23 protein-coding genes are annotated in these 24,506 nt (G+C 64.4%); 12 read left to right on the top strand and 11 right to left on the bottom strand.

Features of this window, described 5'->3' with window-relative positions:
• Positions 1–355: 355 nt before the first annotated feature.
• A complete protein-coding gene (gene serC / locus F8G81_RS04675; protein WP_267277849.1) occupies positions 356–1,486 on the top strand; it encodes a phosphoserine transaminase in 1,131 nt (376 codons plus the stop codon).
• A 194-nt stretch (positions 1,487–1,680) separates the two neighbouring features.
• On the opposite strand, the gene F8G81_RS04670 is transcribed toward serC, so the two are convergent.
• Together F8G81_RS04670 and F8G81_RS04665 are read right to left on the bottom strand one after the other, a co-directional pair.
• Positions 1,681–2,331, bottom strand: a complete 651-nt coding sequence (locus F8G81_RS04670) for a DUF3027 domain-containing protein (protein ID WP_416377129.1) — start codon at positions 2,329–2,331, stop codon at positions 1,681–1,683.
• A 131-nt stretch (positions 2,332–2,462) separates the two neighbouring features.
• Positions 2,463–2,846, bottom strand: a complete 384-nt coding sequence (locus F8G81_RS04665; RefSeq protein ID WP_267277848.1) for a cold-shock protein — start codon at positions 2,844–2,846, stop codon at positions 2,463–2,465.
• Positions 2,847–3,035: 189 nt separating this feature from the next.
• Here F8G81_RS04665 and F8G81_RS04660 point away from each other — a divergent pair, with 189 nt between their 5' ends.
• The 6 genes from F8G81_RS04660 to F8G81_RS04635 all read left to right on the top strand — a co-directional run bounded on the left by F8G81_RS04660 (position 3,036) and on the right by F8G81_RS04635 (position 10,278).
• Positions 3,036–3,269, top strand: a complete 234-nt coding sequence (locus F8G81_RS04660; protein ID WP_267277847.1) for a hypothetical protein — start codon at positions 3,036–3,038, stop codon at positions 3,267–3,269.
• A 10-nt stretch (positions 3,270–3,279) separates the two neighbouring features.
• A complete protein-coding gene (locus F8G81_RS04655) occupies positions 3,280–5,799 on the top strand; it encodes a helicase-associated domain-containing protein (protein WP_267277846.1) in 2,520 nt (839 codons plus the stop codon).
• A 13-nt stretch (positions 5,800–5,812) separates the two neighbouring features.
• The gene (locus F8G81_RS04650; RefSeq protein WP_267277845.1) at positions 5,813–7,459 is read left to right on the top strand and encodes a DNA repair helicase XPB; all 1,647 of its coding nucleotides are present in this window, start codon (positions 5,813–5,815) and stop codon (positions 7,457–7,459) included.
• Between the two features lie 111 nt (positions 7,460–7,570).
• Entirely contained in the window at positions 7,571–8,281 is a 711-nt protein-coding gene (locus F8G81_RS04645; RefSeq protein WP_267277844.1) for a response regulator transcription factor, read from the top strand.
• A 2-nt stretch (positions 8,282–8,283) separates the two neighbouring features.
• Positions 8,284–9,834, top strand: coding sequence for a sensor histidine kinase (locus F8G81_RS04640; RefSeq protein ID WP_267277843.1), 1,551 nt, complete (start codon positions 8,284–8,286; stop codon positions 9,832–9,834).
• A gap of 156 nt (positions 9,835–9,990) precedes the next feature.
• Positions 9,991–10,278 (top strand): WXG100 family type VII secretion target, encoded by a 288-nt coding sequence (locus F8G81_RS04635; protein WP_267277842.1) that lies wholly within the window; start codon positions 9,991–9,993, stop codon positions 10,276–10,278.
• 75 nt (positions 10,279–10,353) lie between these two features.
• On the opposite strand, the gene F8G81_RS04630 is transcribed toward F8G81_RS04635, so the two are convergent.
• Positions 10,354–11,466: a ribonuclease HI family protein gene (locus F8G81_RS04630; protein WP_267277841.1), complete on the bottom strand. Its 1,113-nt coding sequence runs from the start codon at positions 11,464–11,466 to the stop codon at positions 10,354–10,356.
• Positions 11,467–11,677: 211 nt separating this feature from the next.
• Between F8G81_RS04630 and F8G81_RS04625 the strand changes: the two genes are divergently transcribed.
• Entirely contained in the window at positions 11,678–12,187 is a 510-nt protein-coding gene (locus F8G81_RS04625; RefSeq protein ID WP_267277840.1) for an RNA polymerase sigma factor, read from the top strand.
• Positions 12,188–12,192: 5 nt separating this feature from the next.
• On the top strand, positions 12,193–13,197 hold the full coding sequence (locus F8G81_RS04620; RefSeq protein WP_267277839.1) for a hypothetical protein: 1,005 nt from the start codon (positions 12,193–12,195) through the stop codon (positions 13,195–13,197).
• A gap of 115 nt (positions 13,198–13,312) precedes the next feature.
• Here the strand turns inward: F8G81_RS04620 and groL are convergent, their stop codons facing one another.
• From groL to F8G81_RS04595, 5 genes are all read right to left on the bottom strand, one after another.
• Positions 13,313–14,941 carry a chaperonin GroEL gene (groL, locus tag F8G81_RS04615; protein WP_267277838.1) on the bottom strand — a complete coding sequence of 543 codons (1,629 nt, stop codon included), beginning with the start codon at positions 14,939–14,941 and terminating at the stop codon, positions 13,313–13,315.
• Positions 14,942–15,233: 292 nt separating this feature from the next.
• Complete coding sequence (locus tag F8G81_RS04610) at positions 15,234–16,496, bottom strand: ABC transporter substrate-binding protein (RefSeq protein WP_267277837.1); 1,263 nt, start codon at positions 16,494–16,496, stop codon at positions 15,234–15,236.
• 5 nt (positions 16,497–16,501) lie between these two features.
• Positions 16,502–16,708: a cold-shock protein gene (locus F8G81_RS04605; RefSeq protein ID WP_108600346.1), complete on the bottom strand. Its 207-nt coding sequence runs from the start codon at positions 16,706–16,708 to the stop codon at positions 16,502–16,504.
• 157 nt (positions 16,709–16,865) lie between these two features.
• On the bottom strand, positions 16,866–17,495 hold the full coding sequence (locus F8G81_RS04600; protein WP_267277836.1) for a LytR C-terminal domain-containing protein: 630 nt from the start codon (positions 17,493–17,495) through the stop codon (positions 16,866–16,868).
• A 51-nt stretch (positions 17,496–17,546) separates the two neighbouring features.
• Complete coding sequence (locus F8G81_RS04595; protein ID WP_416377103.1) at positions 17,547–17,876, bottom strand: DUF3263 domain-containing protein; 330 nt, start codon at positions 17,874–17,876, stop codon at positions 17,547–17,549.
• 116 nt (positions 17,877–17,992) lie between these two features.
• On the opposite strand from F8G81_RS04595, the gene F8G81_RS04590 reads away from it, so the two are divergent.
• Together F8G81_RS04590 and F8G81_RS04585 are read left to right on the top strand one after the other, a co-directional pair.
• Positions 17,993–18,763, top strand: coding sequence for a uracil-DNA glycosylase (locus F8G81_RS04590; protein ID WP_267277835.1), 771 nt, complete (start codon positions 17,993–17,995; stop codon positions 18,761–18,763).
• 14 nt (positions 18,764–18,777) lie between these two features.
• Positions 18,778–19,617 carry a siderophore-interacting protein gene (locus tag F8G81_RS04585; RefSeq protein ID WP_267277834.1) on the top strand — a complete coding sequence of 280 codons (840 nt, stop codon included), beginning with the start codon at positions 18,778–18,780 and terminating at the stop codon, positions 19,615–19,617.
• A gap of 31 nt (positions 19,618–19,648) precedes the next feature.
• On the opposite strand, the gene F8G81_RS04580 is transcribed toward F8G81_RS04585, so the two are convergent.
• The 3 genes from F8G81_RS04580 to F8G81_RS04570 form a co-directional block, all read right to left on the bottom strand.
• Positions 19,649–21,136 (bottom strand): threonine/serine ThrE exporter family protein, encoded by a 1,488-nt coding sequence (locus F8G81_RS04580; protein ID WP_267277833.1) that lies wholly within the window; start codon positions 21,134–21,136, stop codon positions 19,649–19,651.
• Between the two features lie 62 nt (positions 21,137–21,198).
• On the bottom strand, positions 21,199–22,515 hold the full coding sequence (locus tag F8G81_RS04575; protein ID WP_267277832.1) for a peptidoglycan bridge formation glycyltransferase FemA/FemB family protein: 1,317 nt from the start codon (positions 22,513–22,515) through the stop codon (positions 21,199–21,201).
• Between the two features lie 80 nt (positions 22,516–22,595).
• Positions 22,596–23,684 (bottom strand): lipid II:glycine glycyltransferase FemX, encoded by a 1,089-nt coding sequence (locus F8G81_RS04570; RefSeq protein ID WP_416377128.1) that lies wholly within the window; start codon positions 23,682–23,684, stop codon positions 22,596–22,598.
• 258 nt (positions 23,685–23,942) lie between these two features.
• Between F8G81_RS04570 and F8G81_RS04565 the strand changes: the two genes are divergently transcribed.
• Positions 23,943–24,503, top strand: a complete 561-nt coding sequence (locus F8G81_RS04565; RefSeq protein ID WP_267277830.1) for a TspO/MBR family protein — start codon at positions 23,943–23,945, stop codon at positions 24,501–24,503.
• The last annotated feature ends 3 nt before the right edge of the window (positions 24,504–24,506 follow it).

The following is a 24,506-nucleotide window of genomic DNA, read 5'->3' as shown; positions in this document are numbered from 1 at the left end:
CGCCCACCCACAGCGACGTAGTCCGTTGAAAAGCTTAGCCTATTTTGAGTTTGTCCGGATAATTTCGCCACCCCCTGTCAGGGTCAATTTCGCGTCAGTTCTCAGGGCGGGTATTCTCCTGGCGCCCTCCGCAAGTGCTGCCCTGGAGCTTGCGCATCATGTCTCCCGCACTCCCCTGCCACCTTTCACCGGAGGTCGCAGGGCAGGTCTCAATGACCGGACTATGACGGTCCGGTTCCCGCCGCATCTGGCTGTCAGGCAGAATAAGGGAGGTCCATAATTGCAGTCACTGCTGACTGCCCGCCACCCCACCGTCCCGGACGTGAAGTGCGTCCACGCCGAAATTGGAGCCCCTGTGAGCGAAACCAGCATCACTATTCCCGCCGACCTCCTGCCAAAGGACGGACGGTTCGGTGCCGGACCTTCAAAAGTCAGGCCGGAACAAATCGAGGCGCTTTCCGCTGCATCCACCACGATTCTTGGTACGTCGCACCGTCAGGCCCCGGTCAAGAACCTGGTGGGCTCTGTCCGTGAGGGCCTGAACCAATTCTTCCGCGCCCCCGAGGGGTATGAGGTTGTCCTGGGCGTGGGTGGCTCCACGGCCTTCTGGGATGTTGCCAGCTTTGGCCTGGTGGAGAACAAGGCCCAGCACCTCTCGTTTGGCGAATTCGGCTCCAAGTTCGCGTCCGCCACCAACAAGGCGCCGTTCCTTGAGGCCTCCACCATCATCACGTCAGAGCCCGGCACGCGCCCTGAGGCAACGGCGGAGGCCGGCGTGGATGTCTACGCCTGGCCGCAGAACGAAACGTCTACTGGCGTTGTGGCGCCGGTGAAGCGGGTCGCAGGTGCGGACGACGGCGCCCTTGTGCTGGTGGATGCAACATCAGCAGCGGGCGGACTCGACGTAGACGTGGCCGAGACGGACGTGTACTACTTCGCACCCCAGAAGAACTTCGCTTCCGACGGCGGCTTGTGGCTGGGCCTCTTCTCCCCCGCCGCGCTGGAACGCGCCGCCCGCATCAAAGCCAGCGGCCGCTGGATCCCGGACTTCCTGGACCTGCAGACCGCTGTAGACAACTCGCGCCTCAACCAGACGTACAACACGCCGTCGCTTTCCACCCTCGTGACCCTGGACGCGCAGGTCCGCTGGCTCAACGACAACGGAGGGCTCGACTTCGCCTCCAAGCGGACCGCCGATTCCGCCGGCCGCATTTACACGTGGGCAGAGGCTTCCGACTTCGCTTCCCCGTATGTGGCCAAGGCCGACGAACGCTCCAACGTTATTGCCACCATCGACTTTGACGAGTCAGTGGACGCGGCAGCGGTGGCCAAGGTACTGCGCGCGAACGGCGTCGTGGACACGGAGCCGTACCGGAAACTGGGACGCAACCAGCTCAGGATCGCCACCTTTGTGGCGATCGAGCCCGCCGACGTATCGGCGCTGCTAGCCTGCATCGACCACGTGGTGGCTGAACTCCGCAAGTAGCGATTCCCGCCTGAAGGTCCTGTCAGTGCTCGACGGCGTCGCCCGGGTTTTCCCCGGCCGGCGCCGTTTTGCTGTTTGAGGGACAGTGATGCAGCGCGCCGCAGCTCCGCTGCGGCCCTCACCTGCCGCCCTGCTGAAGCTCACGCCGTGAAGCCGACTGGATCTTTCCCAGACCCAGGGGCAGTGCCAAGGGCCTAGTGGGCCCCTCCGGCCGGGCTCTCATCGGCGTCGTCCTGATCGGCGTCGTGATCGCCGACCTGATAAGCGTCGTCCTGATCGGCGTCGTCCTGGTGCGTGTCGTCGGGACTCGGAGAATCCTGATCGGCGTCGCCGCCCTGGTCGGCGTCGTCCTGATCCACATCCTCGAGATCGTCCACTGGTGCCTCTGTCGCAGGCACGGCTTGCCCGGCGGCTTCTGCTTCCTGGGCATCCTCCGGGCGGACACGCTCCGCCCATGGCACCCATTCCGGGGCCAGGATGGAGTCCTCCGACGGCAGCAGGCCCAGCTCATTGACCGTGACAACCTTGGAGCGGGAGTTGCGGGTCAGGACCGCGTACCACTGCCAGCCCTGGTAGCCGGGCAGCTTGGATTCGAACAGGTGCGTGACAAGGCGGTCGCCCTCACTTCGGGCCGCAACGTGCTGGCCAATGTCCGAGGCGGCAGTGATGCCTTCGATGGCCGTGCGCGCCACGTCCACAGCAGCGGCGAGGAAGGCGTCCGGCTTGCCGGTCCGCCATACAGGCACAGCGGCACGCCGCGCCGCCCCCGGCTTTGCCGCGGTGGCGGCATCAGCGGTGGCGTCAGTAGGGGCCGCGTCAGTGGTGCCGGCGTCCGTAGGGGTCACCTCAGTGGTGCCCGCGTCAGTGGTGCCGGCATCTGTTGGGGGCAGGACCAGTTCTGGCTGGCCGGCCGTTTCGCCTGGCTGGCCGCCGGTTGTTGCCTCCTGCTGTTCGCCTTCCGGGTTCATCAGCAGACCTAAACGTCCAGCTCGTCGGCAACCTTACGCAGGGCAGCGGCGATGGCCTTGCCCTTGTTGCCTTCCGGGTACTTACCTGCGGACAAGGTGCCGGAGAGGTTGTCCAGTACTGTCACCAGGTCCTGAACGAGGGGGGCGAGGTCCTTGGCGCTCGGCCGCTTGGCCTTGGCAATCGAAGGGGTCTTGTCCAGGACCCGCAGACCCAATGCCTGCGCGCCTTTACGGCCGTCTGCCACACCGAACTCAACCCGCGTCCCGGCCTTCAGGTCCGTGACGCCTTCCGGGAGCGAAGATTTGGGCAGGAAGACTTCCTGGCCGTCCTCGCCCGCGAGGAATCCGAAACCTTTTTCCTTGTCATACCACTTGACCTTGCCGGTAGGCACGTAATCAACCCTCTTCGTTCTGACGTCTTGAGACACGGACGGCCGTCACCGCATCCGCACTGATGTGCGGGTTCAGGGTATGAGGGCCCGGACCGTGTTGGTCTGTATTGTTCAAGGTTATCCTGACTGACAGCGGAATCCCGCTTTCAACGGCTCATCACGGCGCCGCGTGCTGTTAGCGTTACGGGCATGACACCCACGCGGTACCGGCGGCCCCTGATGATCTGCGCAGCGTTTGTTGCCATCCTGTCCCTGGTGGCGGTGGGCGCGGTGATGGCATTCGCGTTTGCAGGCTCCGTGGCGCCCGTGTGGGTCACCTCCACCGCCCTGTACGGCCTGCCGCTGGCCTTCCTGCTGATGCTCTTCCTGGTGCTGGACAGTGTGGCCGGCAGGCGCCGGGCAGGAAAGCCCGGCGGGCGGTAACGTTGGACTGATGTCCCTCATTCGCGCGCTCAGCAAGGAACTGGAGGCACGCAGCGACGAATCGTTGCGGGCCCTGTTCGCTGCGCGGCCGGACCTTATCTCTCCCACCGTCCCCGATTTCTCCGCACTCGCCGCCCGGGCCAGTGCCCGGGTCAGCGTCCAGCGCGCACTGGAGCGCCTCAACAAACCCCAGATGCAGGTCCTGGAAACCCTCCACCTCTGCACCAACACGGACACCGAACACAGCGCCTCGGCAACAGTGGTCAGGAAACTGATCTCAGGATCCACGGTCACCGCGGTGGAACGCATCCTGGCCTCACTCCAGGAGCTGGCGCTGGTGCACCGGGCGGAGCCGCCACACGGAACCCCTTCCACTGCCCGGCGCCAGCGGTTCTACCTTCCCGTGGGGTGCCTGAAGGATGTGGTGGGCATCTACCCGGCGGGCCTGGGCCGCAGCTACACAGAACTGGTCCGGCTGCAGCCCGCCTTTGCCCAGCGTGCGGTCCAACTGGTTTCCGAACTGCACCGCAGCGGCGTGGCCATCCAGCCGGCCACCACACCCATGGAAGCAGCCTTGTCCCTGCAGCATTGGACATCATCGCCCGAGGCCCTGCAAAAGGTTCTGGCCGGAGCCCCGGAACGCACGACGGCGCTGCTCGCCCGGTTCCGCAACTGGGCCATGGGTGCCGTTCCCCAGGCGCAACGCAAGGCGTCCGTGGCGAACGAGGGCGCCGACGTCGGGCCTGTTGACTGGCTGCTTGCCCGGGGCCTGCTGGTACCGCTGGACGCCGCCCATGTGGAACTGCCGCACAGTGTAGGACTCTCCCTGCGTGGCGGAGCGGTCATCAACGATTTCACGCTGTCGCCGCCAGTTCCCGAGCTTGGCAACACCACTGCCCTCCTGCGCAGGAATGCCGCCCTCGGGGCCATCGCCGAAACCCTGAGGCTGGTTGGCGAGCTCCTGTATGCGGTCAGGGAACAACCCTTGGCAACATTGCGCAGCGGAGGGGTGGGGGTCCGCGAGATGCGGCGCCTTGCCGAGACCCTGCGCATAGAGCAGTCCCGGACGGGACTGCTGCTGGAGCTCTGCGGGCTGTCGGGCCTGCTCCGGCTGGATGTGGATTCTTCAGCCTGGATTCAGCCGCCGCAGCTGGAATGGCTGGTCCTTCCCCGGCAGGAGCAGTGGCTTTGGCTGGTCAACGCCTGGCTGGCCAGCGAACGTGTTCCGTCCCTCGTGGGGCAGCCAGTGGGTGGCCCGGCCGCCGGTTCCGGCCCTCACCGCACAGCTGCCGGAAGCATCATCAACGCACTGTCCGCGGAAGCGCAGCGGCCCGACGCTCCGGTGGTGAGGAAACGGATCCTGGAAATCCTTAACGAACTCACCCGTGAGGCAGCTGCCTCGGACGGCAAAGCCCCCGTCCTGGACGCCGCCGCTGTGCTCCAGCGGGCCGAATGGGCCCAGCCCAGGATGGCGCGCCGTTTCAGTTCCCTCATCCGGGGCGTCCTGGTGGAGGCGGAGATGCTTGGCCTGATCGGGTCCGGCGCGCTCAGCCAGCTGGGGAGCGCCATGGCAGAAGACAGCCCGGACGAAGCACTGGGCATCCTGGGCGAGCACCTGCCCGCAGCGCTGAACCATGTCCTCCTGCAGGCAGACCTCACGGCGGTGGCGCCTGGTTACCTTTCGCCGGAGCTGAGCGAGAAGCTCCTGCTTATGGCCGACGCCGAAGGCCACGGTCCGGCCACCATCTACCGCTTCTCCGTGCCCTCCATCAGGAGGGCACTGGACTCCGGGCACGACGCTTCCAGCCTTCTCGAGTTCCTGCGTGAACATTCAGCCACTTCAGTTCCCCAGCCCCTGGAATACCTGGTGGAGGACACCGCCGCCCGGCACGGGCGGCTGCACGTGGGTGCGGCCGCCAGCTTCATCCAGAGCGACGACGAATCAACGGTTCTGGAGCTGGCCGCGGAGTCGAAGGCGGCGGGCCTGAGGCTTAGCCGGATCGCGCCTACCGTACTGATCTCGTCAGCGCCTCCCCGGGAGACGGCGCACGTGCTTCGCAGCCTGGGCCTCTCGCCTTCTGTGGAGGAATCTGAGCCGTCGGTGGTCCGGCTGCGCCGCACCACCGGTGCCGCGGGCAGCGTCCGCCCCGTTTATACCGCTCCGCGGACCGCTCCGGCCGAGGCGGACGTGGAGGCCCAGCTGTCCCTGCTTCGCCACAGCAGGCCCGTCGGCACCGGCAGCCGGTCTGCGCCCGCCGGGGCCGGCCCTTCCATCGCTGCAGCCTCCGCCGAATCCGGTGAGGCGGCCACGCAGCTTGGCTTGGAAACACTTCAGCGTGCCATCCGCCTCAAGCAAAGGGTCAGCATGAACGTGGTGGACAGCCAGGGGAATGCGAACCTGGAAACGGTTGTTCCCCTATCTGTAAGCGGCGGCCGGGTCAGGGTTTTTGACCCGGCGAAGGACACCGAACGGGTGCTCTCCATCCACCGCATCATCGATATAGAGGCCGCAGAGGAACTGCGCCAGTGAAGGACTCCCCCGCGTGAACGACGGCCCGCTGATTGTCCAGAGCGATAAAACAATCCTGCTCGAAGTGGACCACGAACTGGCCACCGAAGCCCGCCATGCCATCGCACCATTTGCCGAGCTGGAACGCGCACCGGAGCACATGCACAGCTACCGGCTCACTCCCCTTGGACTGTGGAATGCCCGCGCCGCCGGGCTGGACGCGGAGAAGGTCCTGGACACGCTCCTCAAGTACTCCCGGTTCCCCGTTCCGCACTCACTCCTGATCGACGTCGAGGAAACCATGTCCCGGTACGGGAGGCTGCGGCTGGAGAAGGACCCGCAGCATGGCCTGGTGATGCGCACCGACGACTACCCGGTGCTTGAGGAAGTTATCCGGTCCAAGAAAATCCAGCCACTGCTGGGCCCGCGGATCAACGGCGAAACCATCGTGGTCCATTCCTCTCAGCGGGGCCAGCTCAAACAGTTGCTGCTGAAGATCGGCTGGCCCGCCGAGGACCTCGCCGGCTACGTTGACGGCACTCCGCACCTGATCGCCCTGAACGAGGACGGCTGGAAACTGCGGCCCTACCAGCGGCTCGCCACCGAGAACTTCTGGGCCGGCGGAAGCGGTGTGGTGGTCCTGCCCTGCGGAGCGGGCAAGACGCTTGTGGGTGCCGCCGCCATGGCCACCAGCTCAACCACCACGCTCATCCTGGTAACCAATACCGTGGCTGCCCGGCAGTGGAAGGACGAGCTGCTTAAACGGACCTCCCTGACAGAGGACGAAATCGGCGAGTATTCCGGGGCTGTCAAGGAAGTGCGCCCGGTGACCATCGCCACCTACCAGGTGCTGACCACCAAACGGGGCGGCCTCTACCCGCACCTGGAGCTGGTGGATGGCCACGACTGGGGCCTGATCATCTACGACGAAGTGCACCTCCTGCCTGCCCCGATCTTCCGCATGACTGCCGACCTCCAGGCCCGGCGCCGCCTGGGCCTCACCGCCACCCTGGTCCGCGAGGACGGCCGCGAAGGCGAGGTGTTCAGCCTCATCGGGCCCAAGAGGTATGACGCCCCGTGGAAGGACATCGAGTCGCAGGGCTACATCGCACCGGCCGATTGCGTTGAAGTCAGGATTGACCTGCCGCGGGATGAACGGGTGGCATACGCCATGGCCGAGGACGCGGACAAGTACCGGCTGTGCTCCACGTCGGAGTCCAAGACCCTGATTGTGGAGCAGCTCGTGGCCCGGCACCAGGGCGAGCAGCTCCTGGTGATCGGTCAGTACATCGACCAGCTGGACGAGATCGGGGAGCGGCTCCAGGCCCCGGTCATCAAGGGTGATACCTCGGTCAAGGAACGCCAAAAGCTGTTCGATGCCTTCCGCGCCGGTGACGTGCAAACCCTGGTGGTCTCCAAAGTGGCCAACTTTTCCATCGACCTGCCTGAAGCGTCCGTAGCCATCCAGGTCTCCGGGTCTTTCGGGTCACGGCAAGAGGAGGCGCAGCGGCTGGGCAGGCTGCTCAGGCCGAAGAAGGATGGCCGGGCCGCCCGCTTCTATTCCCTGGTAGCGAGGGACACCCTGGACCAGGACTTCGCCGCAAAGCGCCAGCGGTTCCTGGCCGAACAGGGGTACGCCTACCGGATCATGGACGCGAAAGACGTCGGCCTGCCCGGGTAAAGCGACTCTGCAGCAACTGGCTTGTCCGGGAACGTACGCTGGCCCGGCGCCTTCATGAAACGCACAACGTCCACCCAGAAAACTCACAGACTCTGGGAGCATGATGGGAGAATGAATAAGAACGGGCCCGAAGCCAAGCTCCTCGTTGTCGATGATGAACCCAACATCCGCGAGCTGCTGTCCACCTCCCTGCGCTTTGCCGGGTTCGAGGTAGTCTCCGCCGCGAACGGCAGGGACGCCCTGGCAGCGGCTGAGCTCCACACCCCGGACCTGGCGGTACTGGACGTGATGCTCCCGGACATGGACGGTTTTACCGTGACCCGCAAGCTCCGGGCTTCCGGCAAGCACTTCCCCGTTCTCTTCCTCACCGCTAAAGACGACACCGAGGACAAGGTCACGGGCCTCACCGTCGGCGGCGACGACTACGTCACCAAACCCTTCAGCCTGGACGAAGTGGTGGCCCGGATCCGCGCCGTCCTCCGCCGCACCCAGCCCATGCTCGATGATGATGCCGTGATCCGGGTGGACGACCTGGAGCTCGACGACGATGCGCACGAGGTGCGCCGTGGCGGGACCGTTATTGAGCTGTCCCCCACCGAGTTCAAGCTGCTCCGGTACCTCATGCTGAACCCGAACCGGGTGCTGTCCAAATCACAGATCCTGGACCACGTGTGGGAGTACAACTTCAACGGGGACGCCTCGATCGTGGAGTCCTACATCTCCTACCTGCGGCGCAAGGTGGACCTGGATCCGGACGCACCCGCCCTGATCCAGACCAAACGCGGCGTGGGCTATGTTCTCCGAACGGCAGAGAAGCGCTGACATTGTTGCACCGGTGGAAGTCGGCCTCGCTGAGGTCACAGCTTGTGGCCATGATCATGGCGCTGCTGATTGTTGCCCTGACGGTGACCGGTGCCGGCACGCTGACCCTGCTGCACAGTTATCTGCAGGGCCAGGTTGACGACAAACTCAACGCCGCCGTTAACCTCGCCAGCCAGCAGCGCTCATTCACCCAACTGCAGACACCCAACCCGATGGTCCTCACCGATTATTCCCTGACGCTGTTTACTCCGGGCCAGGATCCCATTCCCTTCGGCGGTGATCCGGACAACCGGCCGGACATCAAGTCAATCTCTGTCCAGGACGCACGTGACCAGGGCGGCCGCCCCTATCAGGTTCGGGGCACCGACGGTGAAAACTGGCGCGTGGTGGCGGTTACCGTCCTGAACAACGGCACCAGCGCGGTGGTTGTCATCGGGCTGCCGCTGACCAGCGTGGACGACGTCCTGGAGCACGCCATCCTGGTGGTGTGCGGCGTGGGGCTGCTGACTCTTCTGCTGGCCTCCCTGATTGCCAGCTGGACGGTTTCCCGGTCCTTCCGGCCGCTTGCCAGGGTTGAAAAAACAGCTGCCGCGATTGCTGCCGGCGACCTCTCCCGGCGGGTGGAGGTGGACAACCCCGGCACCGAACTGGGGCGCCTTGGCAGCTCGCTTAATGCCATGCTCGCGCATATCGAAACAGCCTTTTCCGCCCGCACAGCCTCTGAAGGCAGGATGCGCCGGTTCGCCGCGGATGCATCGCACGAGCTGCGCACCCCGCTGGTAACCATCAGGGGATTCTCTGAGCTCTACCGCCACGGCGCGCTTGCCACTGAGGAGGACGTGGCCACCGCCATGGGCAGGATCGAAAGCGAAGCCAAACGGATGGGATCCATGGTGGAGGACCTCCTGTTGCTGGCCCGCCTGGATGAACAGCGCCCGCTGCAGCAGAGACCCGTAGACCTCCATCTGATCGCCCATGACGCCGTGGTGGACACACAGGCCAGCGACCGCACCCGCGCCATCACCCTGACCGGGATCGACGGCGGCGCTGCGGCACCGGCGCCTGTCCTGGGGGACGAAGCGAAACTGCGGCAGGTGGTGGGCAACCTGGTGGGCAATGCGCTGCGCTACACCCCTGAAGGAAGCCCCATCGAACTTGGCGTCGGAGTCCGCACCGCCGAGGGCGGACAGCAGTTTTCCGTGATCGAGGTGCGCGACCATGGACCGGGCATCTCCGAGGAGGATGCTTCCAAGGTCTTTGAGCGCTTTTACCGCGCAGACACCTCCCGGACCCGTGAAACGGGCGGCAGCGGCCTGGGGCTTGCCATTGTGGCGGCTATCGTCGGGTCGCACGGTGGATCGGTCAGGGTGGAAGCCACCGACGGCGGCGGGGCCACCTTGGTGGTTAGCCTGCCTATGCGGCAGGACGCCGACGGGCTGGATGCTGACGGATCTGATGCTGAGGCGGCTGATGCTGACGGACCAGATGCCCAGGGAGTAGACGCTCAGGGATCAGTCGCTGAGGGGCAAGACGCTCCACTGCGGAGGCCCTGACCGGGGAGAGCGCGGCAGCCAAAGCGACGGCCGGGTTTTCCACATAAAGCCGCAAGACTGTGGCACTGGCGTAGGTGCCGTTCGTAGGCTCGATGCAGCGGTCCGGAAGCCGGACCGGGCAGCGGAGGCTGTCCACCACATCGAAAGGCAGCAGCCATGAGCATCATTTCCGTCGATACCGAACAGCTCCACCTCAAATCAGCCAATGTGAAAGCAACCGTAGACCGGATCGGCGCGGACGTTCAGACCATGAAGCGGGGGCTGGACGAACTCCAGGCCACTTGGCGTGGTTCAGCGGCCACCAACTTCCAAGCGCTGGTCACCGAGTGGACCATCACCCAGGGCAAGGTGGAGGCGTCGCTGGCATCCATCAACCTGGCGCTGGCTTCTGCGGCGTCCAGCTACGCCCAGACCGAGCAGGGCAACACCCAGCGGTTCAGCTAAGGGCTGCCCCCTTGGGCTGCCGGGAGGACTAGGGTTGCCCCTTGGTCTGCTGACGGGTGGCCAGCCGAAGTTTCCTCAGGCTTCCGGAGTGCCCTGATGGAACCGGAGCCTCCAGCGGCCGCCATCAAGGACCCACAGCGAGCTTCGGAGGGTGGTACCTGAACGCGAGTAGCTTCGATATGTCAGGAGCACTGAATCGGTTCCGATGCGGTCCGCCCCCAGCACCTCAAGTTCCGTCCGCTCCCCCGGGTCCTCTTCCAGGGCCATCATCATGGCGTCACGGGTCCAGACCCGCCCCGAACTTCCGATCTCCATAAAGTCCGCGTGCAGGAGGACCCCGGTCCGGCCGATGTCGCCGCGGACGTCCGGACCCAAGAGCTCGCGCTCGAGGGCCTCGACGATCGCTTCCGGCGCACGTTCGGCACCTGCGGCCTCTGGTGCGGGGAAGGACTCACTCTCCAGCTCACTGAAGAGGTCGGGCTCGTCGTAGGCCGGCAGGCCCAGCGTGGCGGGACCGGACGTGGCCTGGGAACCCCTGGGACCGAGAGCAGCGGCGGGGGCTGCGGAAGCGGCAGCGGCTCCCGTTCGGCCGTGGGCCGCTGTGCCGTTCGCGCTGGCGGGAACTGTGCCGTTCACGTTCACCCGAGCTATGCCGTTCGCGATGGCCGGAGCTACAGCGTTCGCGGCGGCAGGAGCTGTCGTGGCGGCGCCAGGAACGTGGGCACCGGGAAAGCCCGGACCCGAGCGGGCAGCTACTCCCTGCTGGTAGGCAGTGGCGGCGGCCCTGGCCCGTTCGTCTGCTGCCTCATTAAGAGGGTGGCCTGCGTGGCCTTTGACCCACTCAAAGGTGTACTTGCGGCCCGTGAGTTCGCGGTCAAGTTCTTTGAGCAGTTCCACGTTCAGGACCGGTTTGCCGTCGGCCTTCCGCCACCCCTTCCGCTTCCAGCCGGGCATCCATTTGGTGATGGAGTTGATGACGTACTGGCTGTCACACAGGATTCGAAGGTCTTCCGCGGGGACGTGCGCCGTGGCCCGGAAAAGGTCCAGGACGGCCATCAGCTCACCCTGGTTGTTGGTCCCGTGCGGCCATCCCCCTGCACGCCAGCAATCGTCGTTCACATACCAGGCCCACCCGGCAGGGCCGGGATTTCCTAAAGCCGAACCGTCGGCTGCTGCAGTAATTGTCACGGCTCCATCCTGCCAGACCACCCGGACAATGCGTTCGCGCCGGCGACTGTGAGCCAGCCATCGACACCACGAAGGGGATCAAATGCATCCGGAACTTCGTAAACCTCGCGGGCGTCAACAAAAGATTGGCACCACGTGTAACAGTAGGGGCCCGGCCGGAAACTATACAGATATCCTGCAGTTCCGGGTTCTATTTATTGGGGGGACAATCGTGCTTTCAGAGCGCGAATTGGCGTTTATCGCCATTCATAAAGACAACTATCCATCCGTCTACAAGTTCGTGCGCCGACGCGTGGAATCGGCGGACCTGGCGGAGGAGATCGCAGCTGACGTCTTCCGCGTGGTGTGGCAGAAATGGGCCGACAGCTCACATAAGGACCTCCCCTACCTGTTGACGGTTGCGCGGAACTTGGTGGGAAACGCTTACCGCAGCCGCGACAGACGGCAGGCGCTGCTCGACAAACTGCGGACGGCGGTGGTCCAACGGTTCGGGGACGCGTCCGAAAACGTCGCGGTACAGGATGCCATGATGCGGTTGCGCGAACAGGACCGCGACGTTTTGCAGCTGGCCTACTGGGACGGCTTGGGCACTGCAGACATTGCGAGGGTGCTGCAATGCAGCGAATCGGCGGCCAGGGTCCGTCTGCACCGGGCCCGCGCAGCCTTCCGGAAACAGGTGCCTGCAGGGGCCGAAGCCACTACACACAAGATGGGGGTCTGAAGAACATGGATCCGGTCAAGAACCAGATATCAGCGGTTGACCCACTGGCTATCGATCCAGAGGCGGAGCCGAATGGGGAAGATGCCCTGCATAAGATCCTGTCAGGGACCACAGTCTTCCGCCACAGCCCGCCGGGCGCGGGTGTGACCTCCCTGGACAACCACAGGCATCGCAAGGCGCAGATCGCAGGTGGGTTCTTGCTCGCCGCTGCTGCTGTGACGGCAGCGGTCCTCGTTGGCGCCAACTTCGGTTCGGTGAGTTCCAAGCCTGCGCCGGCAGCCACTGTTACCTCCGCCCAGGCAACGCCCACAGCCTCCGCGACTCCGTCGGCCACCCCATCAGTGTCAGCATCCGTGCCGGCTGCGAACCCCGCTCCGGCACAAACTGCCCCCGCCGCGGCACCAACAACTGCTCCGTCGCAACCGGCCGCGCAAGCCGTCGCGCTGCAGACGTTCACGTTCCCGGACGGCCATGTCTCCTTCCAGTACCCCGCTGGCTGGAGTGTCAGAACGGAGCAAGGGCCCTATCTTTCGGAGGAGACGAAGGCCAGTTCCATGGGCGCTATCGTCTCGGATGCTGCTGGCGGAGAAGTAGCCCACGTGTTCAGCGGGTTCTACGGTGATGGCACTGGTGGCTGGGTGAAGCGGACGGTACTGGACAGTGCGGCGGTCCCCGGGATCACGGACAAGTCGGGTAATCCTCTGAAGTTCGGCTTCGCGTCGGATCAAGGTTTGGCTGATCCCGCTGAGGGGATGGCCACACCCGCCCAACCGGCGGACAGTCGTCCGTCCTACTTCATGGACGTGCGTCTTTCTTCGGAATTCGAGGCCGGGGAGAGGAGCTCGGGGACCAATCAGATCATGATGCCCAATGGTGCCATGTCCGCCCGCGTGCTGTTCGACTTTGAAAAGCAGCCGATCTTCGCCAGCCCCGAGACGGCAAAGGCTTGGATGAACAGCGTGCAGTACACCCAGCTGAAGGCTTTGCTGCTGAGCCTGCGCTACCAGTAACCGCACCCGCTTAGGCCGGCAGGAAAAACGCGGGCACAGAAATGCGGCCCCCTCCATGAGGGGGCCGCATTTCTTATCTACGGGTCCGGCCGCTGGGCCAGTTACCAGCTGGGGGCTAGAAGCCGCCCATACCGCCCATGTCTTCGCCGCCACCCATGGCCGGAGCGTTCTTCTCCGGCTTGTCGGCCACTACGGCCTCGGTGGTGAGGAACAGGCCGGCAATGGAGGCCGCGTTCTGCAGTGCAGAGCGGGTCACCTTGACCGGGTCGTTGATGCCGGCAGCCAGCAGGTCAACGTATTCACCGGTTGCTGCGTTCAGGCCGTGGCCTGCGGGCAGGCCACGAACCTTGTCCACCACAACGCCCGGCTCGAGGCCGGCGTTGAAGGCGATCTGCTTCAGCGGAGCGTCGATGGCAACGCGGACGATGTTGGCGCCCGTTGCTTCGTCGCCGGTCAGGTTCAGGTTGGCGAACGCCTTGGCGCCGGCCTGGATCAGTGCAACGCCACCACCGGCGACGATGCCTTCTTCAACAGCAGCCTTTGCGTTGCGGACAGCGTCCTCAATGCGGTGCTTGCGTTCCTTGAGCTCAACTTCGGTAGCGGCACCGGCCTTGATAACTGCAACGCCGCCGGCCAGCTTGGCCAGTCGTTCCTGCAGCTTCTCGCGGTCGTAGTCGGAATCGGAGTTTTCGATCTCGGCGCGGATCTGGGAAACGCGGCCAGCAATCTGGTCGGCGTCGCCTGCACCCTCGACAATGGTGGTCTCGTCCTTGGTGACAACCACCTTGCGGGCGCGGCCCAGGAGTTCCAGGCCAGCCGTCTCCAGCTTGAGCCCTACTTCCTCGGCGATGACCTGGCCGCCGGTGAGGACGGCAATGTCAGCCAGCTGGGCCTTGCGGCGGTCACCGAAGCCGGGAGCCTTGACGGCAACCGACTTGAAGGTGCCACGGATCTTGTTCACGATCAGCGTGGCCAGGGCCTCGCCCTCGATGTCCTCGGCAATGATCAGCAGCGGCTTGTTGGACTGCATGACCTTCTCCAGGACAGCAACCAGTTCCTTGACGTTGGAGATCTTGGAGTTGACGATCAGGATGTACGGGTCCTCAAGGACCGTTTCCTGACGCTCAGCGTCCGTGACGAAGTACGCGGAGATGTAACCCTTGTCGAAGCGCATGCCTTCGGTGAGCTCAAGCTCCAGGCCGAAGGTGTTGGACTCCTCAACGGTGATAACACCTTCCTTGCCCACCTTGTCCAAGGCTTCGGCAATGAGGGCACCGATTTCATCGTCACCGGCGGAGATGGACGCGGTAGCCGCGATCTCTTCCTTGGTTTCGATTTCCTTAGCTGAAGCGAGCAGCTCCACCGTGACGGCTTCTACAGCCTTCTCGATGCCGCGCTTGAGTGACAGCGGGTCAGCGCCGGCAGCAACGTTGCGCAGGCCTTCCTTGACCAGCGCCTGTGCCAGCACGGTAGCCGTGGTGGTTCCGTCGCCGGCCACGTCGTCCGTCTTCTTGGCAACTTCCTTGACCAGCTCGGCGCCGATCTTCTCGTAAGGATCGTCCAGTTCGATCTCCTTGGCGATGGAAACACCATCGTTGGTGATCGTGGGGGCGCCCCACTTCTTTTCGAGGACAACGTTGCGTCCACGCGGGCCGAGGGTGACCTTAACGGCGTCGGCGAGGATGTTCAGTCCCCGCTCAAGGCCGCGGCGTGCCTCTTCATCAAATGCAATGATCTTGGCCATAACGGCAGTAGTCCTTTCGGGACAGTCGTTAAGAATGAACCTCCACTGCGGTGCCCGCGACGGACGATCCTTTGCCGCCGGCCTCTGTATGCCGCCTGCTCCGGATCTCACCCCAGCAAGGTGTTTCTTTCGCTCCACGGCCGGCGCCTCGCTCCGCAACCGGCCGGAACCGGACGTTGCTTTAGCAGTCGGCACGTAAGAGTGCTAAGTCAATAATTAGCACTCCATAGGTGAGAGTGCAAGCGAAAGGGTGCCGGTTTCGCTCTGCGGAGAGCCGATTCGCTGCTGCCGGTCAGCCGGCGGCACGGCCCGCCGTCTCGCGGCCCGTCACCCGGGCGTTGTTGTCCGGCCCGTAGGTGAAGACCATGAAGTTCGCCGTGGTGATGTCACCGTTGGCGTCGAAGGCAACGGGACCTGACTCGCCGTCATAATCAACGGCGGCACCGGACTTCACCAACGCCTGGCAATCCTTGAAGGAAGTGCACTTCTTCCCGGCCTGCCCCCGGTCAAGATTTTCAACGGACCCGCCGGAGACGGCAATCAGGTTGGCAGCTATGGTCCGCCCGGCGTCGTCGTCGGCTTCCGCAGCGGCCAGGACCGCGAGATTAACGGCGTCGAAGGTCTCCGCCGCGAACGATAGATCCTTCAGCCGGGGCTCCACCGCCACCAGGCGCGCCTGGAAGTCCGCCGAGGGGAACAATCCGGGAACTACGGCCCGTGCGCCGTCCAGCGCTTTGGAACCCAGCCCCGAACCGTATTTGGCAAAGGCGCCATCGCTGAGGACGATCCTGCTCCCGGACAATCCGGCATTGTTCAGTTCCGCTATGGCGCCCTGGGCGCCCTCCCGTGCAATCAGCACCACGGCGTCCGGCGCAGCCTTTTGCGCGGCAGCGGCTGCCTGCCGTGCATCTCCCGGTTTGAAGTCCGAGGTGGACACGGTTTCCAAGCCCGCGTCCTTGGCCGCAGCGGCAACAGCGGAGGACACTTCCCCGCCGTAGGCGCTGTCCTGATGGACCACGGCAAGGCTCTTGGCGCCGCCGTCCTTCGCAAGCTTGACCAGCACGGATGCCTGGGCAATGTCGGCTGCAGCGGTGCGGAAGTAATAGCCGCCGCTCTGGTGTGAGCTGAGCCCTGCGGCGGAGTTGGCCGGTGAAATAAGCGGCACTCTCGCGTGGGACAGTACGGCGATGGCAGCGGCCGCGTGGCTCGAGTCGGTGGGCCCAATCACCACATCAGCCTTTGCTGCCACCAGGTTCCTGGCCTGTGCCTCGGTATCATCGCCGGCAGACTCGGGAAGCAGCTCCACGGGTTTTCCCTTGTGACCGCCGGCGGCGTTGACTTCCTGCACGGCGAGTTTGGCAGCGGCCCGCTGTGAATCGTTGAGGAAGGCCTGGTCCCCGGTGTTGTCCAGGATCAGGCCGATGCGCAGGGTTCCGTCACCGGATGCTTCCACGGAATCCAGCCGCGCATTCCCGGCGGCCGTCGAACAGCCTGCCAGGGCAAGGAGGACTGCCGCTCCTGCGGCGCCCCGAAAGATGGCCGCCTTCAATGTCACAGACTTCACTCGGCGGGCCGGACGCTTTCGGCCTGCGGGCCCTTCTCGCCTTCGCCGATTTCCAGCTCCACGCGTTGTCCCTCGTCCAGGGCCCGGTACCCCTCACCCTCAATGGCCGACCAGTGCACAAAAACATCGTCGCCTGAGCCGTCAACGGTGATAAAGCCGTAGCCCTTTTCAGCGTTGAACCACTTAACGGTTCCCAGTGCCATGTTGTCCACTCTTTCAGTAGCGTCCGTAGGGCCACGCCCCTGTGCGCCGCATTTATGAACCGAAGCGCTGAAATCACTCTAGCCAATGGCCGCGGGGCTGGCCGAGGCACAGGGCCGGGTCGGCGCCCAATAGTTATTCAGGCGTAACCGGTTGTGCTTACCGGAAGCCGGGGCCCAGCACCACAACAACCGGGACCTGGAATTCGGCGCTGTCCACCAGGGTGGGAATGTTCAAAAGCGCGGACAGGGCCTCTGCGTTGGCCTTCTGGGCCGGGCCGGCGTAAAAGATCACGGAGGTCTGCTGCGGGGCACCGCCCCAGTTGCCCACCTGTCCCAGCGTCCAGCCATCAGTCTGGAGCGTTGAACTGACCCGGCCAGCCAGCCCGGCTGTTCCGGAAGCGTTGTAGACCGCCACGCCCTGGGTCTTGTCCACCGCGGACGACGGCGTGGCGCTCGGCGTCGGGCTTGGTTCTGGTTTTGCACTTTCGGACGTCTGCGCGGCGGAGGGCTGCGGGCTGGCGGAGCTGTCCGCACTCGCTGAAGGATCCGCTCCCGACTGGGGCAGGGCTGCCGACTCCAGGCTGCTGGAAGCCTGCGTACCCGCGGGCATGATGCCCAGCTTCGGGAGGATCAGGAAGGAGACCAACCCGATGGCCAACGCCACCATGCCGACCGCCAGAATGGGCCACAACTTGCGCCGGGAAGGGGCAGATGCGGAACGGTGGACTCCCTGCCGCGAGGCAGTCTCCGGTACCTTGTCGAATTCATCCCGAGCGTATTTGGTCATGGTGGGGAGACATCCTTGTTGATTGCTGCTGTTCGGAACAGCGCGGCCTACTTACGCGTCGGATCCCAGGCGGCGTGCAGTACGTGCCCGCTGACGTGACGTACGTAGTCTACGCAATCTCTTGACCAGCATCGGATCGTGGGCCAGTGCATCCTCGGTGTCTATGAGCGAATTCAGCAACTGGTAGTAGTGGGTGGCGGACAGGTCGAAGAGCTCCCTGATGGCCTGTTCCTTCGCACCGGCGTACTTCCACCACTGCCGCTCCAGGGCCAGCATCTGCTGGTCCCGCTCGCTCAACCGCGAGTCGCGAAGACTGAAATCAGGCAGCAGCGGGCTGTGCACTTCCGGCTCCGGCATGTGTTCCCGAGCTGCTTCTGCCACGACACACTCCTTCGCTGGTTACGGTAAAAGTCCCAGCCCCATGGTACGGACGAATAACACCATTGTCATTTGCGGCTCGTCGAAGGGAAGAAACGGATCCCTGCAAGAATGGGAGGGTGTTTGAGCCCGACGCGCTGTTCGAGTGGGACCCGGTCCCCGTGGATACCCTTGACTTCGCCGAAATGGCACGGCTCCCGCTCGCCGAACTGATGGCTGCTGACTGGGCGGAAGCATTGGCTGGGGTGGAAGCGGAACTTCGGGCCGTCCTGGCCTTCCTTGCCGCCGAAGTTGAGGCCGGCTACCAGGTCCTGCCGTCGCCGTCGAACGTTCTGCGTGCATTCCGTCAGCCCTTGGCGGACGTGAAGGTTCTCATTGTTGGCCAGGACCCTTATCCGACCCCCGGGCACGCCGTCGGGCTGTCCTTTTCTGTTGATCCGCGGACCCGCCCCATTCCCCGGAGCCTGGCCAACATCTACCGTGAACTGGAAGCCGATCTGGGGATCCCGCCCAGGGGACACGGCGACCTGTCTGCCTGGGCTGATCAGGGGGTGCTGCTGCTGAACCGGGTGATGAGCGTCAGGGCCGGGGAGGCCGGTTCACACCGTGGCAAAGGCTGGGAGAAAATCACCACGGCGGCCGTTGCGGCCGTAGCCAACCGGGAGACCCCCGGCGGCGCGGTTGCTCCGCTGGTGGCCATCCTGTGGGGCAAGGACGCAGAGTCGGTCAGGTCGCTTCTCCGCGGGGCAATGGTGGTGTCGAGTCCGCACCCGAGTCCGCTTTCGGCGTCGCGCGGGTTTTTTGGTTCCCGCCCCTTCAGCCGGGCAAATGCGTTGCTGCGCGAACAAGGCAGCACCGGCGTAACCTGGGAACTCCCCCAGGTTCCTTAGCTTAGGCTTGCCTTATGAGCACCGTTCCGGCCGCCACCAGCGCCTCGAAGCAGACCCGCCCGCAGACCGACCTGACCGTGATCCGCCGTGAGGAACTCAGCCCGCACATGGTCAGGATCATTGCCGGCGGCGAGGGCTTTGCAGGCTACACCAACAACGGTTTTGTGGACCGTTACGTCAAGATTGCCTTCCCGCAGCCCGGCGTTGACTACGGCATGCCATTGGACCTGTGGGCCGTCCGGGAAACCATGCCCCGTGAGCAGTGGCCCTTTACACGTACATACACCGTCCGGTGGGTGGACCTTGAGGCCGAGGAACTCGCCATAGATTTTGTCATCCACGGCGACGAAGGGCTCGCGGGCCCCTGGGCAGCATCTGCCCAGCCGGGCGATACGCTCACGTTCACCGGCCCGGGCGGCGCCTACAACCCCGCTCCCGACGCCGACTGGTACCTCTTTGCCGGCGACGAGGCCGCGTTGCCTGCCATCGCCGCTTCGCTGGAGGCGTTGCCCCCGGAAGCACGCGGCCTGGCCTTCCTGGAAGTGGACAGCGACGCCGACATCCAGCCAATCTCCGCGCCCGCCGGCGTGGACATCACCTGGCTCTTCCGCCACGGCGCACCGGCCGGCACGGGCGACCTGCTGGCCTCGGCCGTCGCCAGCGCGGAGTGGCCCGCCGGCAGGGTTGATGTTTTCGCCCACGGGGAACGCGGGTACATGAAGGCGCTGCGGGACGTGTTTTTTGCCCAGCGCGGGCTGGAACGCAAGCAGGTGTCCCTGTCAGGTTACTGGGCCAGCGGACGGGTCGAGGACGATTTCCAGGCGGAGAAAAAGCTCCCCGTAGGGCAAATCTAAAAACAGGCAAATCTAAAACAGTCAGCTCTGGTCACCGTCTCCGGGCGCGCCTGCGTTCGTTGCTGGCCAGGCTCCGGGTCAGCGGCCTGGCCAGGGTGTCTCCCAGCACAATCCCGCCGGCCGCGCCCAGGACAATCGCTCCGGCATTGAGCATCCCTCCGGCGCCAAGCAGGATCTCGGATTCCTCGATGGTCAGCACGTACATGGAGCGGAAAATGGTCAAGCCAGGCAGCAGGATCAGCGCGGCGGGAACGGCCACCACCAGTTGGGGTGCGCCCATCTTCAGCGCCACCACGCGTGCCAGCAGACCGATCACCACGGCTGAGAGGGCGGGAGAGAACCTGTCACCAAGGCCCAGTGCCCCACCGCCGAGAAGCACCAGATAGCCTGCCACGCCAACCGCTGCCGTGGGCAGGAGCAGCGTCCAGGAGGTCTGCTCCGTGATGCCGATGGCCATGACCGCAATGGCGATGAAGATTACCAGGACCCATAGGTCGTAGGCGGGCGGGAAGGTCTCGGTGACATCGATCTCCTGCATCCCGGTCTTAGACCCCACCACAAAGGCGACGGCGATCCCGGCCACCAGCGCCCCGAATGTCAGGACCGTGGACAGGAACCGGCCTGCTGCTGTCACAGGGAATCCATTGATTGCATCCTGGACTGAAGAGACCAGGCGGCCCGTGGGCAGGAGCAGCAGGATGCCGCCCACCACCACGATCGCCGGCGAATTCGTCAGTCCGAACCGCCAGAGCAGGAGAGCCACAATCGTCACCACGAAAGCAGATGTTGCGGTGACAAAGAAGTCAGGCATCCGAAGGCGCCCCAGCTTGCGGGCCAGGAGGCTCACCCCGATGTTGGAGAGGAAAGCGATGAGCGAGGACACCGGGCCGCCGCCAAGCACACCCACAAAGACAGCTGCGAACACGCCGAAGGCAATGGTGACCATCCAGCGCGGGAACGGTTTGGGGCTGGTGATGGCCTCGTCCAGCCGCCGGATTGCCTCGTCCCGGCCCACTCCCCCGGCCACGATGTCTGTCACCAGCTGATGCACCTTGGCCAGCCCGGCGTAGTTGTTGGTCCACGACCGGACCACCCGCAACAGCGCTATGGGCGTCTGGTCCTTGGGAGCGTAGTTGATGGCCACCGACTGGTTGGTGATGTCCACTTCGATGTTCTTCAGCCCCAGGGCGGCGGTGACGGCGATGATGCTGGTTTCCACTTCCAAGGCGCCTGCACCGTAGCGGAACATCGTCTCGGCAAGGTGGAGGGCGAAGTCCAGGGTCTTGCGGGCTGACGTATCCACGCCTCCCACCTGGATCATCGGGTTGGCGTAGGGGCTCCCGGTGAGCCTGTCCACAATACTCAGGGGCGCCGTCGGCGGGTTCTCCCCCTGGACCAGGCGGCGCAGCATCCTCTTGGCTGCGGCGTTCTGGTGGAGCTGCGAAGGCGAAAGCGGCTCGGTCTTGGGCAGGCCGTCGGTGTGCGGCCTGGCCCCGGGCTTTTCAGGTCGATGGGTCATGCTGGTCCTCCTCCCCCTGTGGTGGATCGTCTTTGCTGGCGGTGCTGGCTGTACTGGTTTTGCTAAGCCGTCCGTTTGAGGGGAAGCTTGCCGAGAACCAGGCGGGCGGCGGAGGTTGCGGCCCTGACCAGGCGGTTGGCCTGGAACATGGCTGGCCGGACCGGCATCACAAAGTCGCCCAGGAGCTGGACCACCTCTCCGCCGAAGCCCTTCTTGAAGGCGTAGCCACCGTGGCCCTCCTCGTCCTGGCCTTCAATGCCGAAGGTTCCGTAGAAGTTGTAGCGGGAGTACCCCTTCTCCAGCGCGTGCAGCATCATGCCCCAGTACAGGGACGTGGCGCCGTTGAAGTAGATGTAATCCTGCTTGGTGCCGCCGATGACACAGACCACCTCGTCGCCAAAGCAGACAAAATGGATGGCCGCTACGGTTACCACGCCAACGGAGTCGGGGAAACGCTCGATGTCCTTGAGGCTGCGCTCGTAGCTGTCCACGAGGTCCTGGACCACCTTGAGCCTGTTGGCCTTCTTTTTGCTGCCGGTTTCCTCAACTTCACGGCGCAGGTCTGCCGCGGTTGCCGACTCGGCTTCCAGCCGTTCAGTGATGGATTTGCGGTAGCCGGGGATGTCGATTTTTGCCATCATGAGCTTGGTGAACTCTGACGAGGTGGTGCGCAGGAGCTGCTCGTAGTATTCGCGTTCACGGTAGATGAAGCCCTTTTCATCCCCCGCCGTGCTCAACGCGTCGTAGAACTCATCCAGGGTTTCCAGGGTGGCCTGCTCCAGGAAGACCCCGTTCTTCTCCGCCTTCCGGATGGCTTTGCGCGTCCGGTAGCTGGTGCTCATGATGAGCTCCTCGGCGTCCTTAATGCCCTCGAGCTTTTTGATGAACATCCAGTTGACGTTCGCGAAGTTCATGTCCGAGCCCTGGTGCTCAAAACCCAGGCTGCCCAGTTCCGCCACCAGGGGACGGTTGTCGAGGATTTCCGGGTGCTCTGCGCCGTCCTCGTCCCGGGCAACGTACACCAGGTTCGGCGAGATCCTCAGCTCCGCGGCCTTACGGTCTGCGGCCCTTGTCTTAAGGAGTTCGACGACGGAAGTCACCAGGTCAGCGTCCGTGTAGTCCAGGAGGGGGCCCTTTGCGCACTCGCAGACCGTGTAACCCCAGCGGTTTCTGGTGTAGTTAAGTTTCCCGGCCGCCACGAGCTCCCCGTTGCGCCTGAAGCCAACCAGCTCCACGACTTGTCCGCGGGCGCGCTGAAAACGGGCGAAATCGGCGGACTGGATGAAGTTCTTTTGCGGGTGCTGCACGGAAAAGGACTCATATTCGGCGTCGCTCAGGACGGCAAATTCGAGGTCCGTTCCGGCCTTGATTGGATTCACAGAAATTCCCTCACGTGTTGATGTGCTGCCGGCTTCGGGGCGCTGGTCTTTGTGGACTGGATGGACGGGCAGGCTCATGGTCAGTAGAACTGGCCGCCGGTGCGCATGGTTTCCAGCCGCCGGAAGATGCGTTCGGCGCCCTTCACCCACATGGCGTGCCTGACGGGCGAAAGGACGTAGTCGTAGCAGCCAACAAAATCAGTGACTGTCTTGGTGAAGCTGGTCTTGAACATGCCCATGCCGTACAGCGGGTGGGACTTGTCCTTGATCCTGGCTGCCGGCGGCGTGCCGCAGAAGTCGTACTCCGTGCAGCCCAGCTCCTTCATCCTGCGGATGGCAGCCCACTGCACCAGATGCGAGTCACCGTACTGCTTGCGGTTCTGGGTGGACCCGCCGTCCTTGTACGTGGCCTTGGAGCCGTAGTTGATCACAAAGGCGCCGACGCTCGGCTTCCCGTCCTCATAGACAAAGAAGAAGTTGCCCTGGCCGCGGTTGCAAAATTCGTCCCAGAACCGGGAGTAGTACTCAAAGCTGCGCAGGGGCATCGATCCCTTGGCCTTGACGGTGTCCGCCATCAGGTCATAGAGGGCGCGGTACGTTTCGACGCCCTGATCCCGCTGCACCACTTCGCAGCCTTCGCGTTCCGCCCGGCGGATGGCGTTGCGTGCGCGTGAAGTGATGGCACGGAGCACTTCATTCTCCGGCGCAGCGATGTCAAGCAAAGCCGTGGAGTCGTTGGACTGGATGTTCGGTGCCTTCACCAGGCCGGCGGCGGCGAAGTGTGCCTGGTTTTCGGCGGTGGCGGTGATGTCCGGCTCGACCTTGACCGCGAAAACGTTGAATTTCCGGTTCCTGGCCAACGAAGCGCAGGCGTCCAGCGCCGGCTTCAGGTCCTCAAGGGCGGCCAGATCTGGCCCCTTGATGAGGTACCAGAGGCGGCCCAGGACGGGAAACTTCTTCTCCAGAACCAGGTTGTAGCTGGCAGCTCCCCCGGATTCCAGGACAAGGAAACGGACCTTCCAGCCGTGGCCGTTCTTCACCGACGCGTAGGCCGCCGACTGCAACATGTTGCCGCCGTTCGGGTTGGCCGTGACGTGCTTGTCCCAGTTCTCAATTTCCTCGGCTGTGGCAAAGCGGGCGGTAAATTCGCGCAAGGGGGCCGTGTCCAATCTCAGGGTTTCGTTCGTGGTTCTGTGGGTGTGGCTGCGTGCGGACATGTAGTCCCAAGTCTAAAGCCTGATCTGCCCGGGGCTTTTCAGCGTTGCCCCGCTGGCCGGCCGGCGCCCGCCGGTGCACCCTCCCTCCCCGGCATTTAGACGGCGGTGCCGCGGCCCCGCCTTGACTCCTGGTCCCGCCTTGACTCCTGGTCCCGCCTTGACTCGTGGTCCCGCCTTGACTCAGGCTTCAGCCTTGGCAAGGGTTGAAGCATGCAGTTCCTTTCCGGTGAATCTCCGGCACAGCGCCAGCCGCCGGCAGCACAGCAGGAAACGCCTGAACGGGGAACTGTGGCCCAACTCCTGATGCTCCTGCTGTTCCTGGGCACTTCAGCCGCCGTGGCCGGCCTGGGCAGCCTTGCGGTCACTGCAAACGTCAACGGGTGGTTCGCCACTGCCAACATGCCTCCCTGGACTCCGCCACGGTGGATGTTCGGCACCGTCTGGACAGTCCTCTATGCCGCCATGGCGGTGGCGGCGTGGCTCGTCTGGCGACGCGGGACCAGCCTCTCCAGCAGGCCGTTGAAACTGTACTGGCTGCAGCTCGCCTTGAACCTGGCCTGGACACCGCTCTTTTTCGGCCTCTACCCCGTGCTGGGGCCGCTGGCGCTATGGCTTGGGCTGGCGGTCATCGTGGCCCTGATTGTGGCGCTGACCTTTATGGTTCTGAATTTTGGCCCCATCAGCACCTCCGCCGGACTCCTGCTGCTGCCCTACCTGTCCTGGGTAATCTTTTCCGGAACCCTTAACGCCTGGGCGGCTGTCCACAACTGATCC

It is taken from the genome of Arthrobacter sp. CDRTa11 (assembly GCF_026427775.1).
GTDB lineage: Bacteria > Actinomycetota > Actinomycetes > Actinomycetales > Micrococcaceae > Arthrobacter.
This window is presented reverse-complemented; position numbering and strand designations above follow the sequence as displayed.